Genomic DNA, 17,262 nt, shown 5'->3' on the forward strand with positions numbered 1-17,262 from the left:
CAACATTTTGTAAGCCAAGAGCTAAGAAAATAACAAAGAAGACATATTACACAAAAAGTTTTTTTTTATTCCTTTATATTTTGCTATGACATAGAAAAAGACTACTTTTGTATTTTAACACAAAAAAAACAACCCTAAATTATCTATTATATGAATAGAATTATTCTCGTTGGTAATGGCTTCGACTTAGCTCACAAACTTCCCACAAAGTACGAAGACTTTATAAATTGGTATTCTCAGGAAAGATTCAGATCTATTGCATACAGCGATTCTAAGATATCAAGCGATATGTTGTGTTCTTTATCTCTAAAAAACAAGCATCAATTTAATAATCTGAACAAAACTAATATTCCACAAACAAATAAAGAAATGATTACATATAATTCATGGCATCATTTTTTTAACAGCACTTATGGTGAATATAGTGGGCTTCTTGATATGATCGCAGATAAAAATAATAGCTATGATGTGGAATTTACACCCCTATTTGCTAATATCATTAACTCAATTGAAACTAAAGGATGGGTAGATATTGAAAATGAGTATTACAACTTTTTGCGTTCATTTTTAGATAAACCAGAATATAAAGATCCAAAAGAACTTAACGACGAGCTGGACTTTATAAGAGCTAAACTAACAGAATATCTAACACTAGTCCAAGATAAATATATAAATGAGAATATATTAAATAAAAATATAAGCAAAATAATATTTGAGCCCATAAATAAAAATGATCTATCAATTGAAACAATAAAATATTTAAAAAGGAATCATAAAAATGGGCACTATACTTTTGATAAAGATAGAAACAAATCCAAATTTAACCTCGAACCAGAAATAGCACCTACTTATATATGTATTCTTGATTTCAACTATACTAAAACTGCCGATTTATATTTACCTAATAGTAAATATTTTCAAATAAATCATATTCATGGAGACTTAGAGCAACCAGAGAATGTGATATTTGGTTATGGGGATGAACTGGATAGAGATTACAAAGAATTATCGAGACTTAACGATAATGAATATCTACGCAATAGTAAATCTATAAAATATCTAGAATCAAGTAACTATCATGACGTCCTTTCTTTTATTGAGTTCGACAAATTCCAAATATACATTATGGGGCATTCGTGTGGTAACTCAGACAGGACTTTAATGAACACGCTATTCGAACATGAAAACTGTGCTTCTATCAAACCGTTTTACTACCAGAGTAAAGACGGCGAAGATAATTATTTAGATATCGTTCAGAACATCAGCCGCAACTTCACGGATATGAAACTAATGAGAGACAGAGTTGTCAACAAAGAATTATGTGAGCCACTTCCTCAAAATGACTCCACAAAAAAGCAAGAGATATAAAGAGGATAAGCTTTGCAGTGAGCTACATGAATGTATGCAAAGCATGCAAACGAACTAATTCAAAAATAAATAATAATAAAATCATGGGAGAAAACAATGTAAAAGAAATCAAATGCTCAAGTGTAGAGGATTTTATCCACAAGATATCATATAACGGAGAGCTATATGGACTTCGTAGTAATAAGTATATTTATCGAGGAGAATCTTCAGATGAATATAAACTTATTCCTAGTGCTTTACGTGAGCAAAACCACGAAGACCTTGTTAACTTAGTTAAGACATATTTTCCTACTTTTAAGTATAAAAATGATAATTCAGAGTCTTTTCAAATGGTTGCAGAATATATCAGTCTACATCTTTTTTACATGTATTGTGATTACAGGGGCTTGCATATTCCAAACACAAATGACTTTAGGCATAAACTTATTGGCAAAGTAAATATTGATGATATTTTATACAATAAGTCAACATGGCTCCCTTCTGAATATATAGAGATAGCAGGATTAGCACAACACTATGGAGTTTACACTCGTCTTTTAGACTGGTCTAGAAATATAAATGTGGCTTTATACTTTGCAGTTTCAGGGTTAATGAACTTTGATGAATCAGAAAAGCCAGAAAATATAGTACTTTGGGTGTTGAATACAACTGTCTTAAATACTGTAGAAAAAGATCACGATGGAATTATCTTATCCATCCCAGAATATGCTGGCAATCCAAACCTTTGTGCCCAAAAAGGTGTATTCTCACTATATTCTATTAAGAGTTACTATAAAACTGATCATGCAGAATTTTTTGATAATAATGATAAAATAGTAAAACCTTTAGATGAAATTATAAAGGAAGAAATAAATAGCGGTAATGAAGAACCTATATTATATAAAATATTGATTCCTACTCCACAAAATTATGAATTATATAATTACTTATGTAATGAAGGTTACGATGCATCATTAATATTTCCAGGATTTGAAGGAACATCAAAAACACTTAAAGAAAACCTTTATTGGAGCAATCAAAAACAAAAGAACAAACAATGAGAAAATGCCAGCGATTATAGTATGATTATGTATTGTTTACTTTACATATACATTTGCAATACTATTGTTTAAAAGAGACAATGCTGTTCATGCTGTTTGCAGTTTATCTGCGTGAATCTCCGCCATCTGCGAGAGACTATGTAGTTCATGTTGTTACGTTTAGTCTATGGGCATCTGCAAAGAAATATAATAGCATTTTTTCATGGTGGAACATCAATAATTTTATTCATATCATCTATGGAAAAGAATATTTTCAGTTTTGCAACAAGTTAAAAATAATTCAAAATATAACATTTAATCTAAACAGATACTATTAATAATACTTTAATCATTACTTTTGCAATTCTATATATTTTGTCAAACTAAAAAAACATTAATTATGAGTATTATGATTGTGCAGTTTCTGCATACAAGTGGAGAACATTCGTTTACAAAATCCAAAAACGAAGGAGAAAAACTGTTTAAGGATTGGAATTGTGATATAAAGCATCAAAGAAAATATCTTTGTACTACAGGTGCTTATATTAAGAATGGAAAAAAAATAGAAGTGAAAGAAAATGATACTACGAATAAGATTTATTTTTGGGGAGAGTGGGAACCGCAATCAGAAGTCACTCGTATTGTCAATCAAGATACTTGTAATGATGATGGCGCTTTGCCACATTTTATTCATGAACCATTTCTAAGGCTTAATGAATCAGGACAGCTTATCAAAGGAGACAAAAATTCAACACCTACCAATACGGATCCATTTGTGTTCGGTGAAGATGGATTTTATTATAGCTATTGCATGCAAAGCATAAAAACATTGCAGGAATTGGACCCAGGAAGTATTATTTTATTTGGTTCAACAATCAAGCGAGACACACCTGATGCTTACTTTGCTTTGGATACTGTTTTTGTTGTGGGACCAAAAGAGAATAAGCTAAAGTATAATATAAATAATGATCTAAGTGAATTGGAAGAATTTGCACCAAAGTATTACTTGGATATTATGAATTATAAATCATCGGAAAACAATCCAAATTGTTCTTGCAATAAAAGTAAATCTGAAGGTTGTGAAAAAGAAGAAGATTTTACTTGCTATCGTGGTGCTAGTTATAAGAATCCTATAAATGGAATGTATAGTTTTGCACCATGTAAGGTTGGATCGGAAGGAGAAAAAGGATTCGAGAGGGTGAAACTGACAAAGGATTCTTTTAATCAGATTTATAAGGAAGCAATTATTAGTAATAATAACGCTCAAGGAGTAAATTATACAAAGACTGATAAAATCCAAGATAATTTTAAAATCTGGACAAAATTGTGTGAGATTATTGAAAATAATGGATGTTATGAAGCTGTAAAGCTTAATTATACAGTAAGATAATATTGAGACTTCTTGCATGAGAAGTCTTAATATGACATCAATATATGGACTCTTAGCAGACTATAACACCAAAGTATGCTGAGAGTCCTATTATGATTAAATTCATAAATGAATGGCTTGAAGAGTTCCTAGTAACAAGCTATTAATTAATCAGGCTACATATCAAATAAAACAACACTTTAAATTATCAATTCACGTCTGTACATCATGAAAAGATTACTCCCATCACAATACTAGCAGCATGAACCCTTGTTGCTTTAGCAAGTAAGCCACAAGTTAAGAAAACAGCAAAAAAGACTGTTACAACGCATCAGAAGAAAACTTCAGGTGTAAAGCGTGACACCTTAATCATCAAGTTTAATCCCAATTCTGCTCAAAATGCACCTGAAGGAATGAAGGCAGAGTAAAAAATAGCGTCCCTGTACCTCATTTACTTTCTTATATGTCGTTATATGTTTATTTATAGTTATCATAAGGACATTGAAAGAGAAGTCCTTATTCCCTAATAAAATACCAATTAAAGTGATAAGGACAAATTAAATACGAGCGGTTATACGCCTAAAACGTATTTTATGAATCAAAATGTATATATTTAAAGTCAAATTGTACTGGACCTATTTTTTCTTGGGCGAAATACTTATTCATAAACTCACTAAATTCTTTCAACATTTCATCATCTTTATTTGATTCCATTAGCTCATCAATAAAACTTTTAAAGGCATCTTTACTTTTCCATATATCATCCACTACGGGACTAGATAGATATGCATAATTATTAGAATTTTTATTTATTAATGAAGGAAAAACTGTAGTATAATTTGATTTCACATAACTTATAAATATTTCATCTGCTCTTTCATTTCGAAATTCATCATAGTGGTATGTTCCGTCATGATTAATAACCTTTCCTAAATAGGATGTGTAATCTAGAAATTTCAATACTTTATCAAATGTCATATTACAGTCACATGCCAATTGAAGCGTTTTCTCACTTATCTTATGACATTCTTCTGCTGTGAAATTTAACTTGGATGTTACAGGTAATTCAATAAACAAATCTTTTATAAATTTAGCAACAAACTCAGAAGCACCATTTTCAAAGAAGACTTCATAAATGAAGGCTTTATTCTCTTCTGGTGTTAAAGGTGACTTAAGAATTACAGAATAAACAAAATTAACTTTTAGAAAAATGTCCCCTATTTTATATCCTACATAAAAAATACTACTGATTACTTTTTTATATATTTCTATATTACTAATTTTAGCATTGCCTAAGAGATCAGATAAATTATAACCTTTTTTATCATTAAGCCAAACATTAATATATTGTTTAATCTCTTGGTAAGGCTTGTTCATCACTTTTTCAAATTCATCTTCAGAAATATCAGAATCCAACAAAGAATAATAAAAATAACGATCTATATATGAAGGATTATTGATTGTTTTTGTTTGATAAGTTTGTAGGTTAAACAACACTCGTAGCATACTTTCTATATTCTTAATATCTTCGTCATCGGTATATTTGTTTTTTATTATTTCAAGTATATCTTCATTATCTGAAGATGAATTTGTTTGACTCTTCTTCCATAATTTTAAATAGTTACCATCCTTAACTAGATACTTAAAATGCGCTTTTGCTAACAACTCATATACATAGTTATATTTCATCCTAAGTAATTCAACATTCATCAAATCTTTGATAACAATCTCACCATGCAATCTTTGATAAACGAGATTGAAAGCATTTAAGAAACGATATACGTCTCTTATACTTTTTATATAATCAAACTTAAGTCCAAACCAGGGAGCGTTTATAGTGCTTTTAAATTCTTCTTTATCCTCAAGTTTAATGTTTTTCAGCCCCTCATTTAATAATATTTCTTTCAACTTAGATTTTTCATATTCAGGAAGTTTAAATTGATATTGAAATATTTTTTCTATATATTTATTACTTTTATACACTTTATCATTTAAAGTTTTTATCAAATACTCTCTATCATAAGCCGAAACAAACACCATATTAGGGAAATCAGCACTATTTCTTATCAACTGTAATACTGACATTATCTCATCCTTATCTAATCGATCTAAATCATCTATAATAACAAGAATTAATTTGCCAATTCCTTTTATAGCAGAATTAATGACTTCGCGTTTAGTAACAACACTTTGAGAGGAAAAGCATTCTATAAATTTTGCGCCGAACTTTATAATATCATGATTACTATCAGAGAGGATGCGTGCATATTCTGTTAAGTTTGTTGATAAAGACGAGTCATATTTCTTTAGATTTTCACGAAGCTCTAAAAAGAAAGCATCGACAAGATTACGTTCTTTTTCATACTTCCAAGGATTAAACTTTATAATAATAGTATTTTTCTCATCAAAATGGTTACATAATAAATAGAGAAATGAGGTTTTCCCTTCTCCCCAAGGTGATTCAACACCAACAGAGAATGCCCTCTCTTCAATTGGTGTATTTTTTATCTTTATTGCAAGTTCTTCTGCGAATTTGTCTCTTTTGATTAAAGAATCACTCTCCTCTTCTTTAATTGGTAAATCTGTTTCAAATCCTTTTGACTCATCTATTATTCTAGGAACTCTTTTGTAACAAGCCGTTTTGATTATTATCAATAAAGAATATAAAGGAACTATGTCGATATAAGATAAATATTTTAAATTCCAAAATTTCACATAAGTCCATTCGTCAGAAAGGAGTCTATAATAAGCCCAGAAGAGTAAGAAAGTAAAAGCCCATCCAAATCTTGAATTGGATACTTTCTTATTATTGCGTATATCGATTACAGTGTAGTAGATTAGTACTATAACAACAAATATAAATAATATTCGTTCTGCTATATTATCATCAAACCCTGATAATATTCCATTAGCAATATAGTCATCGATTACCCCCATTATAAAGGCATTACAAAGGACAAACAATGATACAAATATTAATATCAATTTTGTATTAAAGTCGCTCAGGATCTTTTTTATAGAAGTAACAATTAATGACTTTATTTTGGCATCACTTATTGCTTTTTTAATACTCGATAATTTTGTTTTAGCATCACTCAATTTCTTTTTTATATCGGCAATCATTGATGGCTGCTCTTGAGTATTATCTGAAGTTGTATTATTCATTTGCAAAATTATTAATGTAAGTATTCCCATTCGGGGACAGCACAAAATTAGTCAATAAATTCATCTTTCGTTTCCTTTTCTACAAATTTCTTTAGAATTAGCGAGAATTAAGCCTTATATAGTTTGTTAATTGTTAAAAATCAGGATAACTTGAAAGAAAATGCTCAGATTATTTGTAAGTAACATGATTAATAGATACCTTTGCACATATAAAAAAGTGCCTGTACATCCAGGCGGTGTAGGTGCACTATAATAAGGATATAGGGGACATTCCAAGCGAATGTTCCCATTTTTTATACTATAACTATGACAAAGAAACTAGCTACAACCATTGAACAACAAATACAACTTCTTAAGGATAGGGGGATGACTATATCTAATGAAGACAAAGCAAAAAGCATATTAATGGATAAGGGGTATTACCGTTTGGGATTTTATTGGTTCCCATTTGAGACTACATATCCAGATACGACAAAACGTAGCCATAAATTCAAAGAAGGTACAGAATTTAGAGATGCTGTGGCTTTATATTATTTTGACAGTAATTTACGTACAATATTGGCAGAATATTTATATCGAATAGAAATTAACTTTCGCACAAATTTAATATATAACGTTTCAAACCATTACAATGCTGATCCGTATTGGTTTTCAAATTTATCAATAGTAAAGGACAAATTTTTAGACTCCTTAGATAGAAATTATAGTAATATTATGAAAAATGATGCTATTAAAATTCATCATAAGCATCATAAAAAAGATAAATATGCTCCAGCCTGGAAAACATTAGAATACATGACTTTTGGAGAAATCATTACTTTATATAATAGTTTAAGAGATGACGACCTGAGACTCAAGATTGCTGCGAAATACAATATAAAAAATCTTAAGACTATGAGTAGTTTAATGACAAACATCCGAGTTTTAAGAAATCTGTGTGCTCACTCTCATAATATATTTGATTTGCACTTAAAACTATCCTTGCGTAAAGGACCTATTAATAATATGAATGGGCATAATAATGATCTTGTAGGATGTCTTTTGTTCATTCATTATATTATATTTTCTATTTCTAAAAATAGAGCTTTAGATTTTAAAAACAGAATTAAGGAATTAGTTGAAAATGAATCAGATGAGAAAATTCATTATATAATTGATTATATCAAAGATTTTTATCAAGCACTAGAATAAGAAAATATAAGGATAAACCTACTTATGCCTATTCACTATTTGATGGAATAATGAAAGGTTTGATCAGGAACACTTGTATTTATATAAATATCAGGCGCATGGAATCTAGTAATTTTAATAAATGGAGCATCCAGGGAATGAACATATAACATAACTATTTTGCCATCATCCGCTTTAAATTTACCCAAATTATCATCGCTAAATGAATAACCGTTTACTCTATAGTCGATGTCTGGTATCTCATTTACTAATATTATACTTTTAATAGTAGATCTATCGACATCTTCTCCATAAATACCAGAAATAGTAAAAGAGACTCAACCTGATTAATTCTCCCACAGATTACCCAGATGCATAATGAATGCTATTGAGGGTAATCTGCGGGAGACAATACTTGTAATGATTAAGACTTTCCAGCAGCCTTTATTTTCTTAAGATACTCCGTAGGGTAATAACCGAAATCCTCTTTGAAGCACTTGCGGAAATAAGTTACGCTGCTTAATCCTACCATATAGGTAATCTCATTTATTGTGTACGTATTCTTTAAGAGTAACTTCTCGGCATGCTGCATCTTGTAATGCCTTACATACTCGTTGGTGCTTATGCCTGTGAGAGCTTTCATCTTGCGATAAAGAGTAGACGTACTCATGTTTAGCTTCTCGGTAAGGAAGTTTACGTCAAGAACGCCACTGATGTTGTCGTCAAGTATCTTGTTGAGATTATCAAAGAATTCCTGATCCACCTTGTTCATTGATTCCTTTAATATCTCATTCTTTTCTGATAACGACAAATCGTGACCTGATCTTGATTCGTTTGCCGAATTAAGCAGACGGCGACGCTGTTCAAGAAGATTGTTTATTCTGCTTTCTACAAGAGAAACACTAAACGGTTTCGTGATATACGAGTCTGCACCTGCATCATAGCCCTCTTCTTTGGCATCATTGCTTACCTTGGCTGTGAGAAGTATTACTGGTATATGACTTGTACGCTGGTCGTTCTTTAATATCTTACACAATTCATTTCCATCCATGTTAGGCATCATCACATCACTGATGATGATATCCGGAATAACGTCAAGCGCAATAGCAAGTCCTTCCCTACCATCTTCTGCCTGACACACTTCGTATTTATCGGCAAATGATGTAGCTATATATTCACGTATATCCTTATTATCCTCGACAACAAGCAATATCTCGCGTGAACTTTCGTCTGCGTCATCGTGTTTTTCGACGACAACAGTGTTATCTTCTGTCTCTTCTAATTCATCAGAAGTCTGTTCACCATGCAATGCTTCAGGATATATATTATCCTCAGCAAGACTAATAATGAAATGAGATCCATGCTCAACACTGCTGTCTACAGAAATCTGCCCCTGATGCAACGCAACAAGACTCTTTACCAAAGCCAATCCGATACCTGTACCGGAAGCCTGATGAGGACTATTCTCCTGATAGTAGCGTTCAAAGATATGTGGCAGCGCAGCAGCAGATATACCATGACCAGTATCATGAACGGCTATCTGAACCATTCTGCGACCATCATTAATGACTCTTTCTACACAAACTATAATCTCACCTCTGTCAGTATATTTAATAGCGTTTGATATGAGGTTATCTAAAACCATGTTTATCACCTCATTATCAAAATACATCTTAATATCGTTTTCGGTTGAGACGAAACGTATTCTAACACTGTCCTTTCTGTTGAGTTCCTCGTATTTTAACATCACCTCATGAACAGCGCTGACGATATTTCCACGAACGACACACAATCTTCTATTATCAGTCTCTGTCTTTCTGAACTCAAGTATTCGGTTTATCAATTCCTGTAACCTTTTAGCACTTCTGTTTATCACAGCCAACTTATGCTTAACCTTATCAGACAGTTCATTGCTATGAGAAAAGTCATCAAGCGGTCCGAGTATGAGCGTGAGCGGAGTACGCAGTTCGTGAGTGATATTGGTGAAGAATCGCAATCTCTCATCATTAAGTTCTTGCTGCTGTTCATGTTTTCTCTTTTCAGAAGACAAAAGATATTCCAATCTCATCTTGCGAGAGTAACTACGGAATATGTAGACCGTCAAACTTATGATAGATATTGTATAGATGAGTTTTGCCCACCAAGAGAGCCAGAATGGAGGATTAACGGTTAAATCTAATGTAGCTACATCGGTAGTCCATTCCTGATTATGTCTGCGACAACGTACTTCAAGCGTATAACTGCCATACGGAATATCACGAAACGTGATTACATTATCTTCTGTTGTCTGCCAGTTTCCTTGCAATCCATTGAGTCTATAAGAATACTCTACCCTGCCAAGCAAAGAATAATCTCTGACATTGAAATGCAGCGTAAACGTATTGTCCTTATATCCAAGTTCTATCTGCTTCTTTCCGATAAGGTTTATCGTGCTATCGCTCAAAGCCTTTTCGCCAAGAGGAATGTCAACAGCTGTGATAAAGACTTGAGGAGCTGCATGATTAGACAATACTTCTGACGGATTGAAATATGTTAATCCTCTAGTACTTCCAAAATAGATCGTTCCGGTTGGGGATGTTGTTACACTTGACGGATTATAGTTACCCAGCGCAACATTATCCTTATAGCCATAGTTAAGAAACGATGTTTCGCCCTTCTTCAGACAACTGATGCCCTTATTTGTGCTAACCCATACATTTCCCTTGCGATCCTGTGCTATTGCACGAATGTTTGTATTGTTCAGGTTGTTGTCCTGACCATACACTTTATACAGATTCTTATGCTCATCAGGGAAACAAACCACACCTTCACCTGTAGCAAGCCAGAAAGACCTGTCATTGCCACGAATAATTCCATTTACTGTATTTGAAGGGAATCCATGATCTGTGCTGTAAGCATGCTTATGACGCATTGAATGATCATACTTTACTAGTCCGTCACCGAATGTACCTATCCATAAATTGTGATTGCTATCAAGACATATTGTTCTAACAAGGCTTTCCTTTATCTTATATGCCTTTATCACCTTCAGCGTATTTATGTCGACAGTATATATTCCACTACTTGTTCCTACCCACATCACGTTGCCGTCCTCACAGAAGCATCTCACATCGACTGTTTCTTTAAATATCTTACTGAGACCTCCAGAAGCACGCCTGACGTAAGCATTATCAGAAAAACATCCAATCCAGATATTACCATTCTTATCACGATGCACCACCTGAACTGAACGTCCTGGCAACGAAACATCAGAATGTATCCTGTTTTTTTCTGAATCAAATACATTTATTCCGTCACCATCTGTTCCAACAAATAGATTTCCCTTTGTATCGAATCCTAGTCCGAGAACTGATTTCGTTGAAATATGCTTTTCGGGATTTACTGGCGAATAACTCAACAGAGAAAACAACGGTGTGTTGCGAGTAATGAAGTTAATGCCTGCACCATATAGTCCCAACCATACATTATGATATCCATCCTCAAGAACACAACGCACACTGTTACCAGAAAGGTCAAGTTCTCCGTTTCCCTCCTGAATGAAATCATATTTGCAGTTGGCTGTACCCATATACATACCTGCATTGATATCCAGAATGGCTACTCCCCCTTGTTCTGTAGCCAACCATAATTTTCCGTCAGCCATCTGTTTGATAGAGAAGATAGGATGATGCACTCTTCCTCCATCATTATAATGAATGAATTTTCCATTTAGGGCATCAAATAAGTCAAGTCCATTATTTGTTCCAATCCATATATTTCCGTTTTTATCTCTGAATATGCAATGAATCTCATTACCTGAAATAGAATTCGGATCAGCATTGTTATGTTTATAGTTATGAGCCACCCTGTTGTGGGTATCAATTACAGATAATCCATCATAAACATGTCCTACATATATGAGACCGTTACCGGCATCACACACAGACCAAGCCTGATCGGAAGGAAGTCCGCGCACATTCTTTTTATTATAATGTATAAAGTGCTGATTGCTCTTGTCGAAATAATCAATACCACCCCAATATGTTGTTACCCATATACTGCTATCTGCAGAAGCTGAGATAGAAGTGATATCGTTAGTAACAATACTATTGCGATCTTTCTTGTCATGTCGAAAACTGCTGAACTTATCTGTATCATAATCAAAGACGTTCAATCCCTCTCGTTGAGTGCCAATCCACATTTTGTTATCCTTAGGATCATCAAGAACGCAGTTTAGTTCGTTGCCAGTGATACTGTTATCTCCATTATGCTTATAATAGGTATAGAATCGGGAACCGTCAAACCTATTCAGTCCTTCTTCAGTAGCAACCCAGATAAATCCATACTTGTCCATAGCCATGCTAAGAACATAGTCACTTGACAGTCCATCAGTAATATCAAGAGACTTAACTTGATACTTCTGAGAGAAAGAATAGATAGAGAAAAACAGGAATGATAGTAAAAAGAAATACTTCTTCATGATTACCTTGATGAAATATGTGATAATAAACGGTTGCAAAGTTAGCAATTTTATCTTATATAAAGCAAAAATCACATTCAAATCGTTCAATGAACGATTTGAGAACCTTATTGAACGATTTATGAGTATGCTTATCGTTACAGCATGTTAAATTTGCTGCGTAAACATTATTTTTATATAACTATAACCTAATTTATTTATGGCAACTAAACCTAATTACTTAAGAAGGTTACTTATTTGTGCCTTCGCCGTAATAGCGGGTTTGTCACTGCAATCATGTAGCAGCGACGACGACTATCCAACAGTTGATGGTAAAGCCCCAACTCTTACACTTAGTTCCGTACAACTCAAGACAGAACCCGGACGTGACTTCACGATTACGGGTGTTGCACAAGATGCAGACGGAATAAAGTCTATCCGTCTTGTTAACGAAGGACTGAACCTCGACAAGACTATTGATTTGCTGGAATATCATCCAGACTCATTACTTCACACTTACAACCTGAGTTATGCTTACAAAGGTAACAAGGATTGGAAAGGTACAGAATCATTCCCTGTAGCGATTACAGTGGAAGACGTAGGTGGAAGAACCACCACACAAACATTGACGGTATCTACAGACGGCGATTTTACAAGCCCTGTATTTACAACTGCTCCATCTTCACAATTAACAGTGCTGCTTCAAAATCCTAAGCTGACACTGAACACAACAGTAACGGATAACAAAAATTTGGGATACATTGTTGTATCAATTCCAGACCTAAACACTCATGACAGTATTAGTATCAGCGGAACTAAATACACATTGAGTAAATCTTATGACATGCCAACAAAAGAAGCATCTTATGCGATGACTATAACTGTTGGCGATGCAGTAGGAAACCGTACTACAACAACAAGCACTATCAAGGTGAGTGATCTTCCTGACTTTGATAATATGTATCTTGCTGATGTTACAGAGGCTGCTGATTTAAACTCTGACCTTTATGGTGTACCTATGCTGATTGATCACACTGGCAAATACCAGTACACAGCACATTATTACAACAAAAAGGCAGGAACACCTATCCGCTTTATCCCACAGAAGACTGACTTCCAGCCTATCTGCTTCGGTGTAGACCCAAACACAGGTTTGCTTACAAGTAATCCTTCTGTTGGTACACCTATCATACTTAAAACTGTTGGATACTATGAAATTACATTCAACACTGTAACTGGTGAATACAATGTAACAACGTGGACTCCTACAACACCTAGCATGGTTCTTGACGGAACACAGAGTGTAACACTTGACGGTGATGCTCAGCCTGCACAAATTTGTCTTGCAGGAGAAGGCCTTCCTGGTGCTTCAAACTGGACAACAAACCCTAGCTCTGGAGCATTTATCTTGTCTCAGGATAAGGCTAACCCATATCGTCTATATCGTCAGGTAACTCTTACTAAGGGTACAAAGGTATCATTTACGATCAGCCAGACCCATATAAAGGGATGGTGGCCTGAACCATTCTGGCGTTTCAACGGATCTGATGAGAATGAGAAAAATGTGAAGAATGGTGGTGACAACATGAAAGAGGTTACCGTACCTGCAGACGGAACATATCTATTCGAATTCGACTATGCATTACTACGCAGTCGCTTCGTATTAGTGAAATAATTCACATTATTATATATAAACAATATAAAATATGAAAAGATATTTTTTAATAATATTGGTCTCTATCCTTACTCTTGGACTTCATGCCCAAAGCGTAAAGGTAACAGGACAGGTAACTGCTGCTGCTGACAAGGAACCTATCATGGGTGCCTATGTAAAGGTAGCAGGAACCAAAACAGCCGCTATAACTGACATCGACGGTAACTTTACTATAGATGCTGACAAAAATGCCACTCTAGAGGTTAGCATGGTTGGTTTCCAAAAGGCAAGCATTGGTGTTGCAGGACGCAGCGCTATCAACGTAGTGATGAAAGATGACGTATCAGACCTTAATGAGGTTGTCGTTATCGGTTACGGTGCTGTTAAGAAGAGCGACCTCACAAGTAGTATCTCTGCTATCAAAGGAGATAAACTTGAGAAGCTAACTACTGGTAACGTGATGAATGCACTTCAAGGTCAGGTAAACGGTGTGCAGATTACAAATTCAGGAGGTCCTGGTAGCACTCCACGCGTAATCATACGTGGTATAAGTACTATCAACGGTTCTGACCCACTCTACGTTGTAGATGGTATGCCAGTTGGTACAAACATCAACTTCCTAAACCAGAACGATATTGAGAGCATGCAGGTATTGAAAGATGCATCTGCTGCCGCTATCTATGGTACTCGTGGTAGTAACGGTGTTATTCTTATCACAACAAAGAAAGGCTCAAAGGGCGCTACTAAGTTTACAGCGTCTGCAACTGTAGGTCTTCAGACTATGCAGAAACCTGATATAGCAGGCGCTTCTGAATACGAACAGGTATTCAAGACTCGCTATACAAACGATAACCAGACTGCACCTTACAATGGTATAGCTAACATCACTAATGCTCAGGGAACTGACTGGTGGAAGCAAACTATGCGTAGCGTTGCTATTACAGAGAACTACAACTTCGGTTTCTCTGGTGGTACAGATAAGTTGCTTTATTCAGCAAGTATTGGCTACTTCCGTCAGAACTCACAGTATAAGGTTGGTGACTGGCAGAAGCTCACAGCTCGTTTCTCTATGCAGTACAACTTTAACAAGATTGTACAGGCAGGTGTAGATTTCACTCCTAAATACGAGAACTGGCATGACACTCCAGACCTAATTGGAGCAGTCATGACTATGGACCCTACAACACCAGTTATGCGTGATCAGAGCCAATGGACATCAAACCCATATAGCAACTATGCACGCTCTAACAACAACCAAACATTGAATCCTGTTGCTTCAATGAATCGTCTTGACAAGCATTCTGATGAATACGGACTTCTTGCAACTCCTTGGATAAGCATCAATCCTATAAAGGGACTGACATTCCGCACTCAGTTTGGCATGAACGCCCGTTTCCGCCTATCTGATGAATACACTCCTGATTTCCATATTGACAATCTTGAGCAAGCAGCAGTAAGCACCGCAAAACGCAGAATGGAGAACTGGGTAGACTGGAACTGGACTAATACCCTTACTTATATGAACACTTTCAACAAGAAGCATAATCTTAACGTTATGGCTGGTTACACGATGGAGCGTTTCCAGAATTACTATCTTGATGGTAGCCGCGATAAGATTCCTTCAAATGTTGAAGAAATGCGCTATGTAAGTGCAGGTACAGACAACATGCAGGTTAAAGGAAGCAATACTTATAGTTCTCTTATCTCTTATCTTGGTCGTGTAATGTACAACTATGATGAGAAATACTATCTTACAGCAAGTATCCGTGTTGACGGTTCTTCTAAGTTCACTACAGGAAACAAATATGCTACATTCCCATCATTAAGTGGAGCTTGGCGTGTTAGTGGAGAGAACTTCATGAAAAACCAGAAAATATTTGATGATTTGAAGCTTCGTCTTGGCTGGGGTAAGGTTGGTAACCAGAATATCGACAACTCTGCATATACAAGTGCTATCAATACAAACCGTTACGTTTTCGGAAATCAGATAGCTATTGGTTCTTCAGTAGCATCTATCGGTAACACAAATGTTAAGTGGGAAACTGTAGAGGATTACAATATTGGTGTAGACATGGCATTCCTTCAGAATCGTCTTCGCGTAACAGCAGACTGGTTTACAAAGAAGAGCCACGACATGCTTATGAAGAAGGATAACCTTCTTGTTCTTGGCTATCCTATGTGGAACGGTCAGATGTGGGAAAACATCGGTAGCATGAAGGCTACTGGTTGGGAACTTGGTTTCAACTGGGACGATAAGATTGGCGAAGTTAAATATGGTGTAGGTCTTAACCTTTCTTCTGTAAAGAACAAGGCTGTAAACCTAAACGGTAACTATATCTATATGGGTAGCCACAATGGTGACTTTATCATTCGTAACGAAGAAGGAAAGGCTATCAGCCAGTTCTACGGATATGTTGTTGACGGTATATTCCAGAATAAGACAGAAGTTACTTCTTACACTAACGAACACGGAACATCAATGCAGCCAAACGCTCAACCTGGTGACTTCCGCTACAAGGACCTTAACCACGATGGCGTTATCGACGAGAAGGATAAGACTTATATTGGCAATCCATTCCCAGATTTGATGTTAGGTGTAAACCTTAACGCATCATATCATCGTTGGGATATTCAGGCACAGTTCTACGGAACATTCGGTAATGACATCTACAACCTGAACCGTGAGCGTTACTTCGGTCAGAATGGCTCAAACGTAATGGCAGGAACTATTGACAAGGCTTGGCACGGAGAAGGCACAACAAACGAGTATCCTCGTCTGTCTGTTAACGACGCTAACCTGAACTACACACGTCCTTCATCTTTCTTCGTTGAAGATGGTAGTTACTTCCGTTGCAAGCTGCTTCAGATTGGATATACTATCCCTGAGAGCGTACTTCGCCTTTGCAGCATACGTCTTTCACTATCTGCACAGAACTTGTTCACTATCACAAAGTATTCTGGCATGGACCCAGAAACAGCATCTCTGGGAGGTAAAGGAGGCGTAACAGAAACAGGTATCGACTGGACTGGTTATCCTAATCCACGTACTATCCTATTCGGCGTGAATGTAAACTTCTAA

General features: G+C 35.1%; 8 protein-coding genes. 6 read left to right on the forward strand and 2 right to left on the reverse strand.

Annotated features, from left to right (window positions below; translation table 11 throughout):
- Nucleotides 1-150: 150 nt before the first annotated feature.
- The 3 genes from prwr041_RS02175 (at nt 151) to prwr041_RS02185 (ending at nt 3,777) form a co-directional block, all read left to right on the forward strand.
- Entirely contained in the window at nt 151-1,368 is a 1,218-nt protein-coding gene (locus tag prwr041_RS02175; RefSeq protein ID WP_207154692.1) for an AbiH family protein, read from the forward strand.
- An 83-nt stretch (nt 1,369-1,451) separates the two neighbouring features.
- A complete protein-coding gene (locus prwr041_RS02180; protein WP_207154693.1) occupies nt 1,452-2,408 on the forward strand; it encodes an FRG domain-containing protein in 957 nt (318 codons plus the stop codon).
- 379 nt (nt 2,409-2,787) lie between these two features.
- The gene (locus tag prwr041_RS02185) at nt 2,788-3,777 is read left to right on the forward strand and encodes a hypothetical protein (RefSeq protein ID WP_207154694.1); all 990 of its coding nucleotides are present in this window, start codon (nt 2,788-2,790) and stop codon (nt 3,775-3,777) included.
- Between the two features lie 570 nt (nt 3,778-4,347).
- On the opposite strand, the gene prwr041_RS02190 is transcribed toward prwr041_RS02185, so the two are convergent.
- The gene (locus tag prwr041_RS02190) at nt 4,348-6,921 is read right to left on the reverse strand and encodes a KAP family P-loop NTPase fold protein (RefSeq protein ID WP_207154695.1); all 2,574 of its coding nucleotides are present in this window, start codon (nt 6,919-6,921) and stop codon (nt 4,348-4,350) included.
- 306 nt (nt 6,922-7,227) lie between these two features.
- On the opposite strand from prwr041_RS02190, the gene prwr041_RS02195 reads away from it, so the two are divergent.
- Entirely contained in the window at nt 7,228-8,112 is an 885-nt protein-coding gene (locus prwr041_RS02195) for an Abi family protein (RefSeq protein ID WP_207154696.1), read from the forward strand.
- A gap of 403 nt (nt 8,113-8,515) precedes the next feature.
- Here the strand turns inward: prwr041_RS02195 and prwr041_RS02200 are convergent, their stop codons facing one another.
- The gene (locus tag prwr041_RS02200; protein ID WP_207154697.1) at nt 8,516-12,550 is read right to left on the reverse strand and encodes a hybrid sensor histidine kinase/response regulator transcription factor; all 4,035 of its coding nucleotides are present in this window, start codon (nt 12,548-12,550) and stop codon (nt 8,516-8,518) included.
- A gap of 199 nt (nt 12,551-12,749) precedes the next feature.
- On the opposite strand from prwr041_RS02200, the gene prwr041_RS02205 reads away from it, so the two are divergent.
- Nucleotides 12,750-14,204 carry a hypothetical protein gene (locus prwr041_RS02205; RefSeq protein WP_207154698.1) on the forward strand — a complete coding sequence of 485 codons (1,455 nt, stop codon included), beginning with the start codon at nt 12,750-12,752 and terminating at the stop codon, nt 14,202-14,204.
- A gap of 31 nt (nt 14,205-14,235) precedes the next feature.
- Nucleotides 14,236-17,262: a SusC/RagA family TonB-linked outer membrane protein gene (locus tag prwr041_RS02210; protein ID WP_207154699.1), complete on the forward strand. Its 3,027-nt coding sequence runs from the start codon at nt 14,236-14,238 to the stop codon at nt 17,260-17,262.

The organism is Prevotella herbatica, from assembly GCF_017347605.1.
In the GTDB taxonomy this organism is placed as follows: domain Bacteria; phylum Bacteroidota; class Bacteroidia; order Bacteroidales; family Bacteroidaceae; genus Prevotella; species Prevotella herbatica.

Bases quoted from the DNA above. Each gene is read 5' to 3' on its own strand.
- prwr041_RS02180 (WP_207154693.1), top strand. From the start codon at position 1,452: ATGGGAGAAAACAATGTAAAAGAAATCAAATGCTCAAGTGTAGAGGAT.
- prwr041_RS02190 (WP_207154695.1), bottom strand. From the start codon at position 6,921: ATGAATAATACAACTTCAGATAATACTCAAGAGCAGCCATCAATGATT.
- prwr041_RS02205 (WP_207154698.1), top strand. From the start codon at position 12,750: ATGGCAACTAAACCTAATTACTTAAGAAGGTTACTTATTTGTGCCTTC.
- prwr041_RS02185 (WP_207154694.1), top strand. From the start codon at position 2,788: ATGAGTATTATGATTGTGCAGTTTCTGCATACAAGTGGAGAACATTCG.
- prwr041_RS02210 (WP_207154699.1), top strand. From the start codon at position 14,236: ATGAAAAGATATTTTTTAATAATATTGGTCTCTATCCTTACTCTTGGA.
- prwr041_RS02200 (WP_207154697.1), bottom strand. From the start codon at position 12,550: ATGAAGAAGTATTTCTTTTTACTATCATTCCTGTTTTTCTCTATCTAT.
- prwr041_RS02195 (WP_207154696.1), top strand. From the start codon at position 7,228: ATGACAAAGAAACTAGCTACAACCATTGAACAACAAATACAACTTCTT.
- prwr041_RS02175 (WP_207154692.1), top strand. From the start codon at position 151: ATGAATAGAATTATTCTCGTTGGTAATGGCTTCGACTTAGCTCACAAA.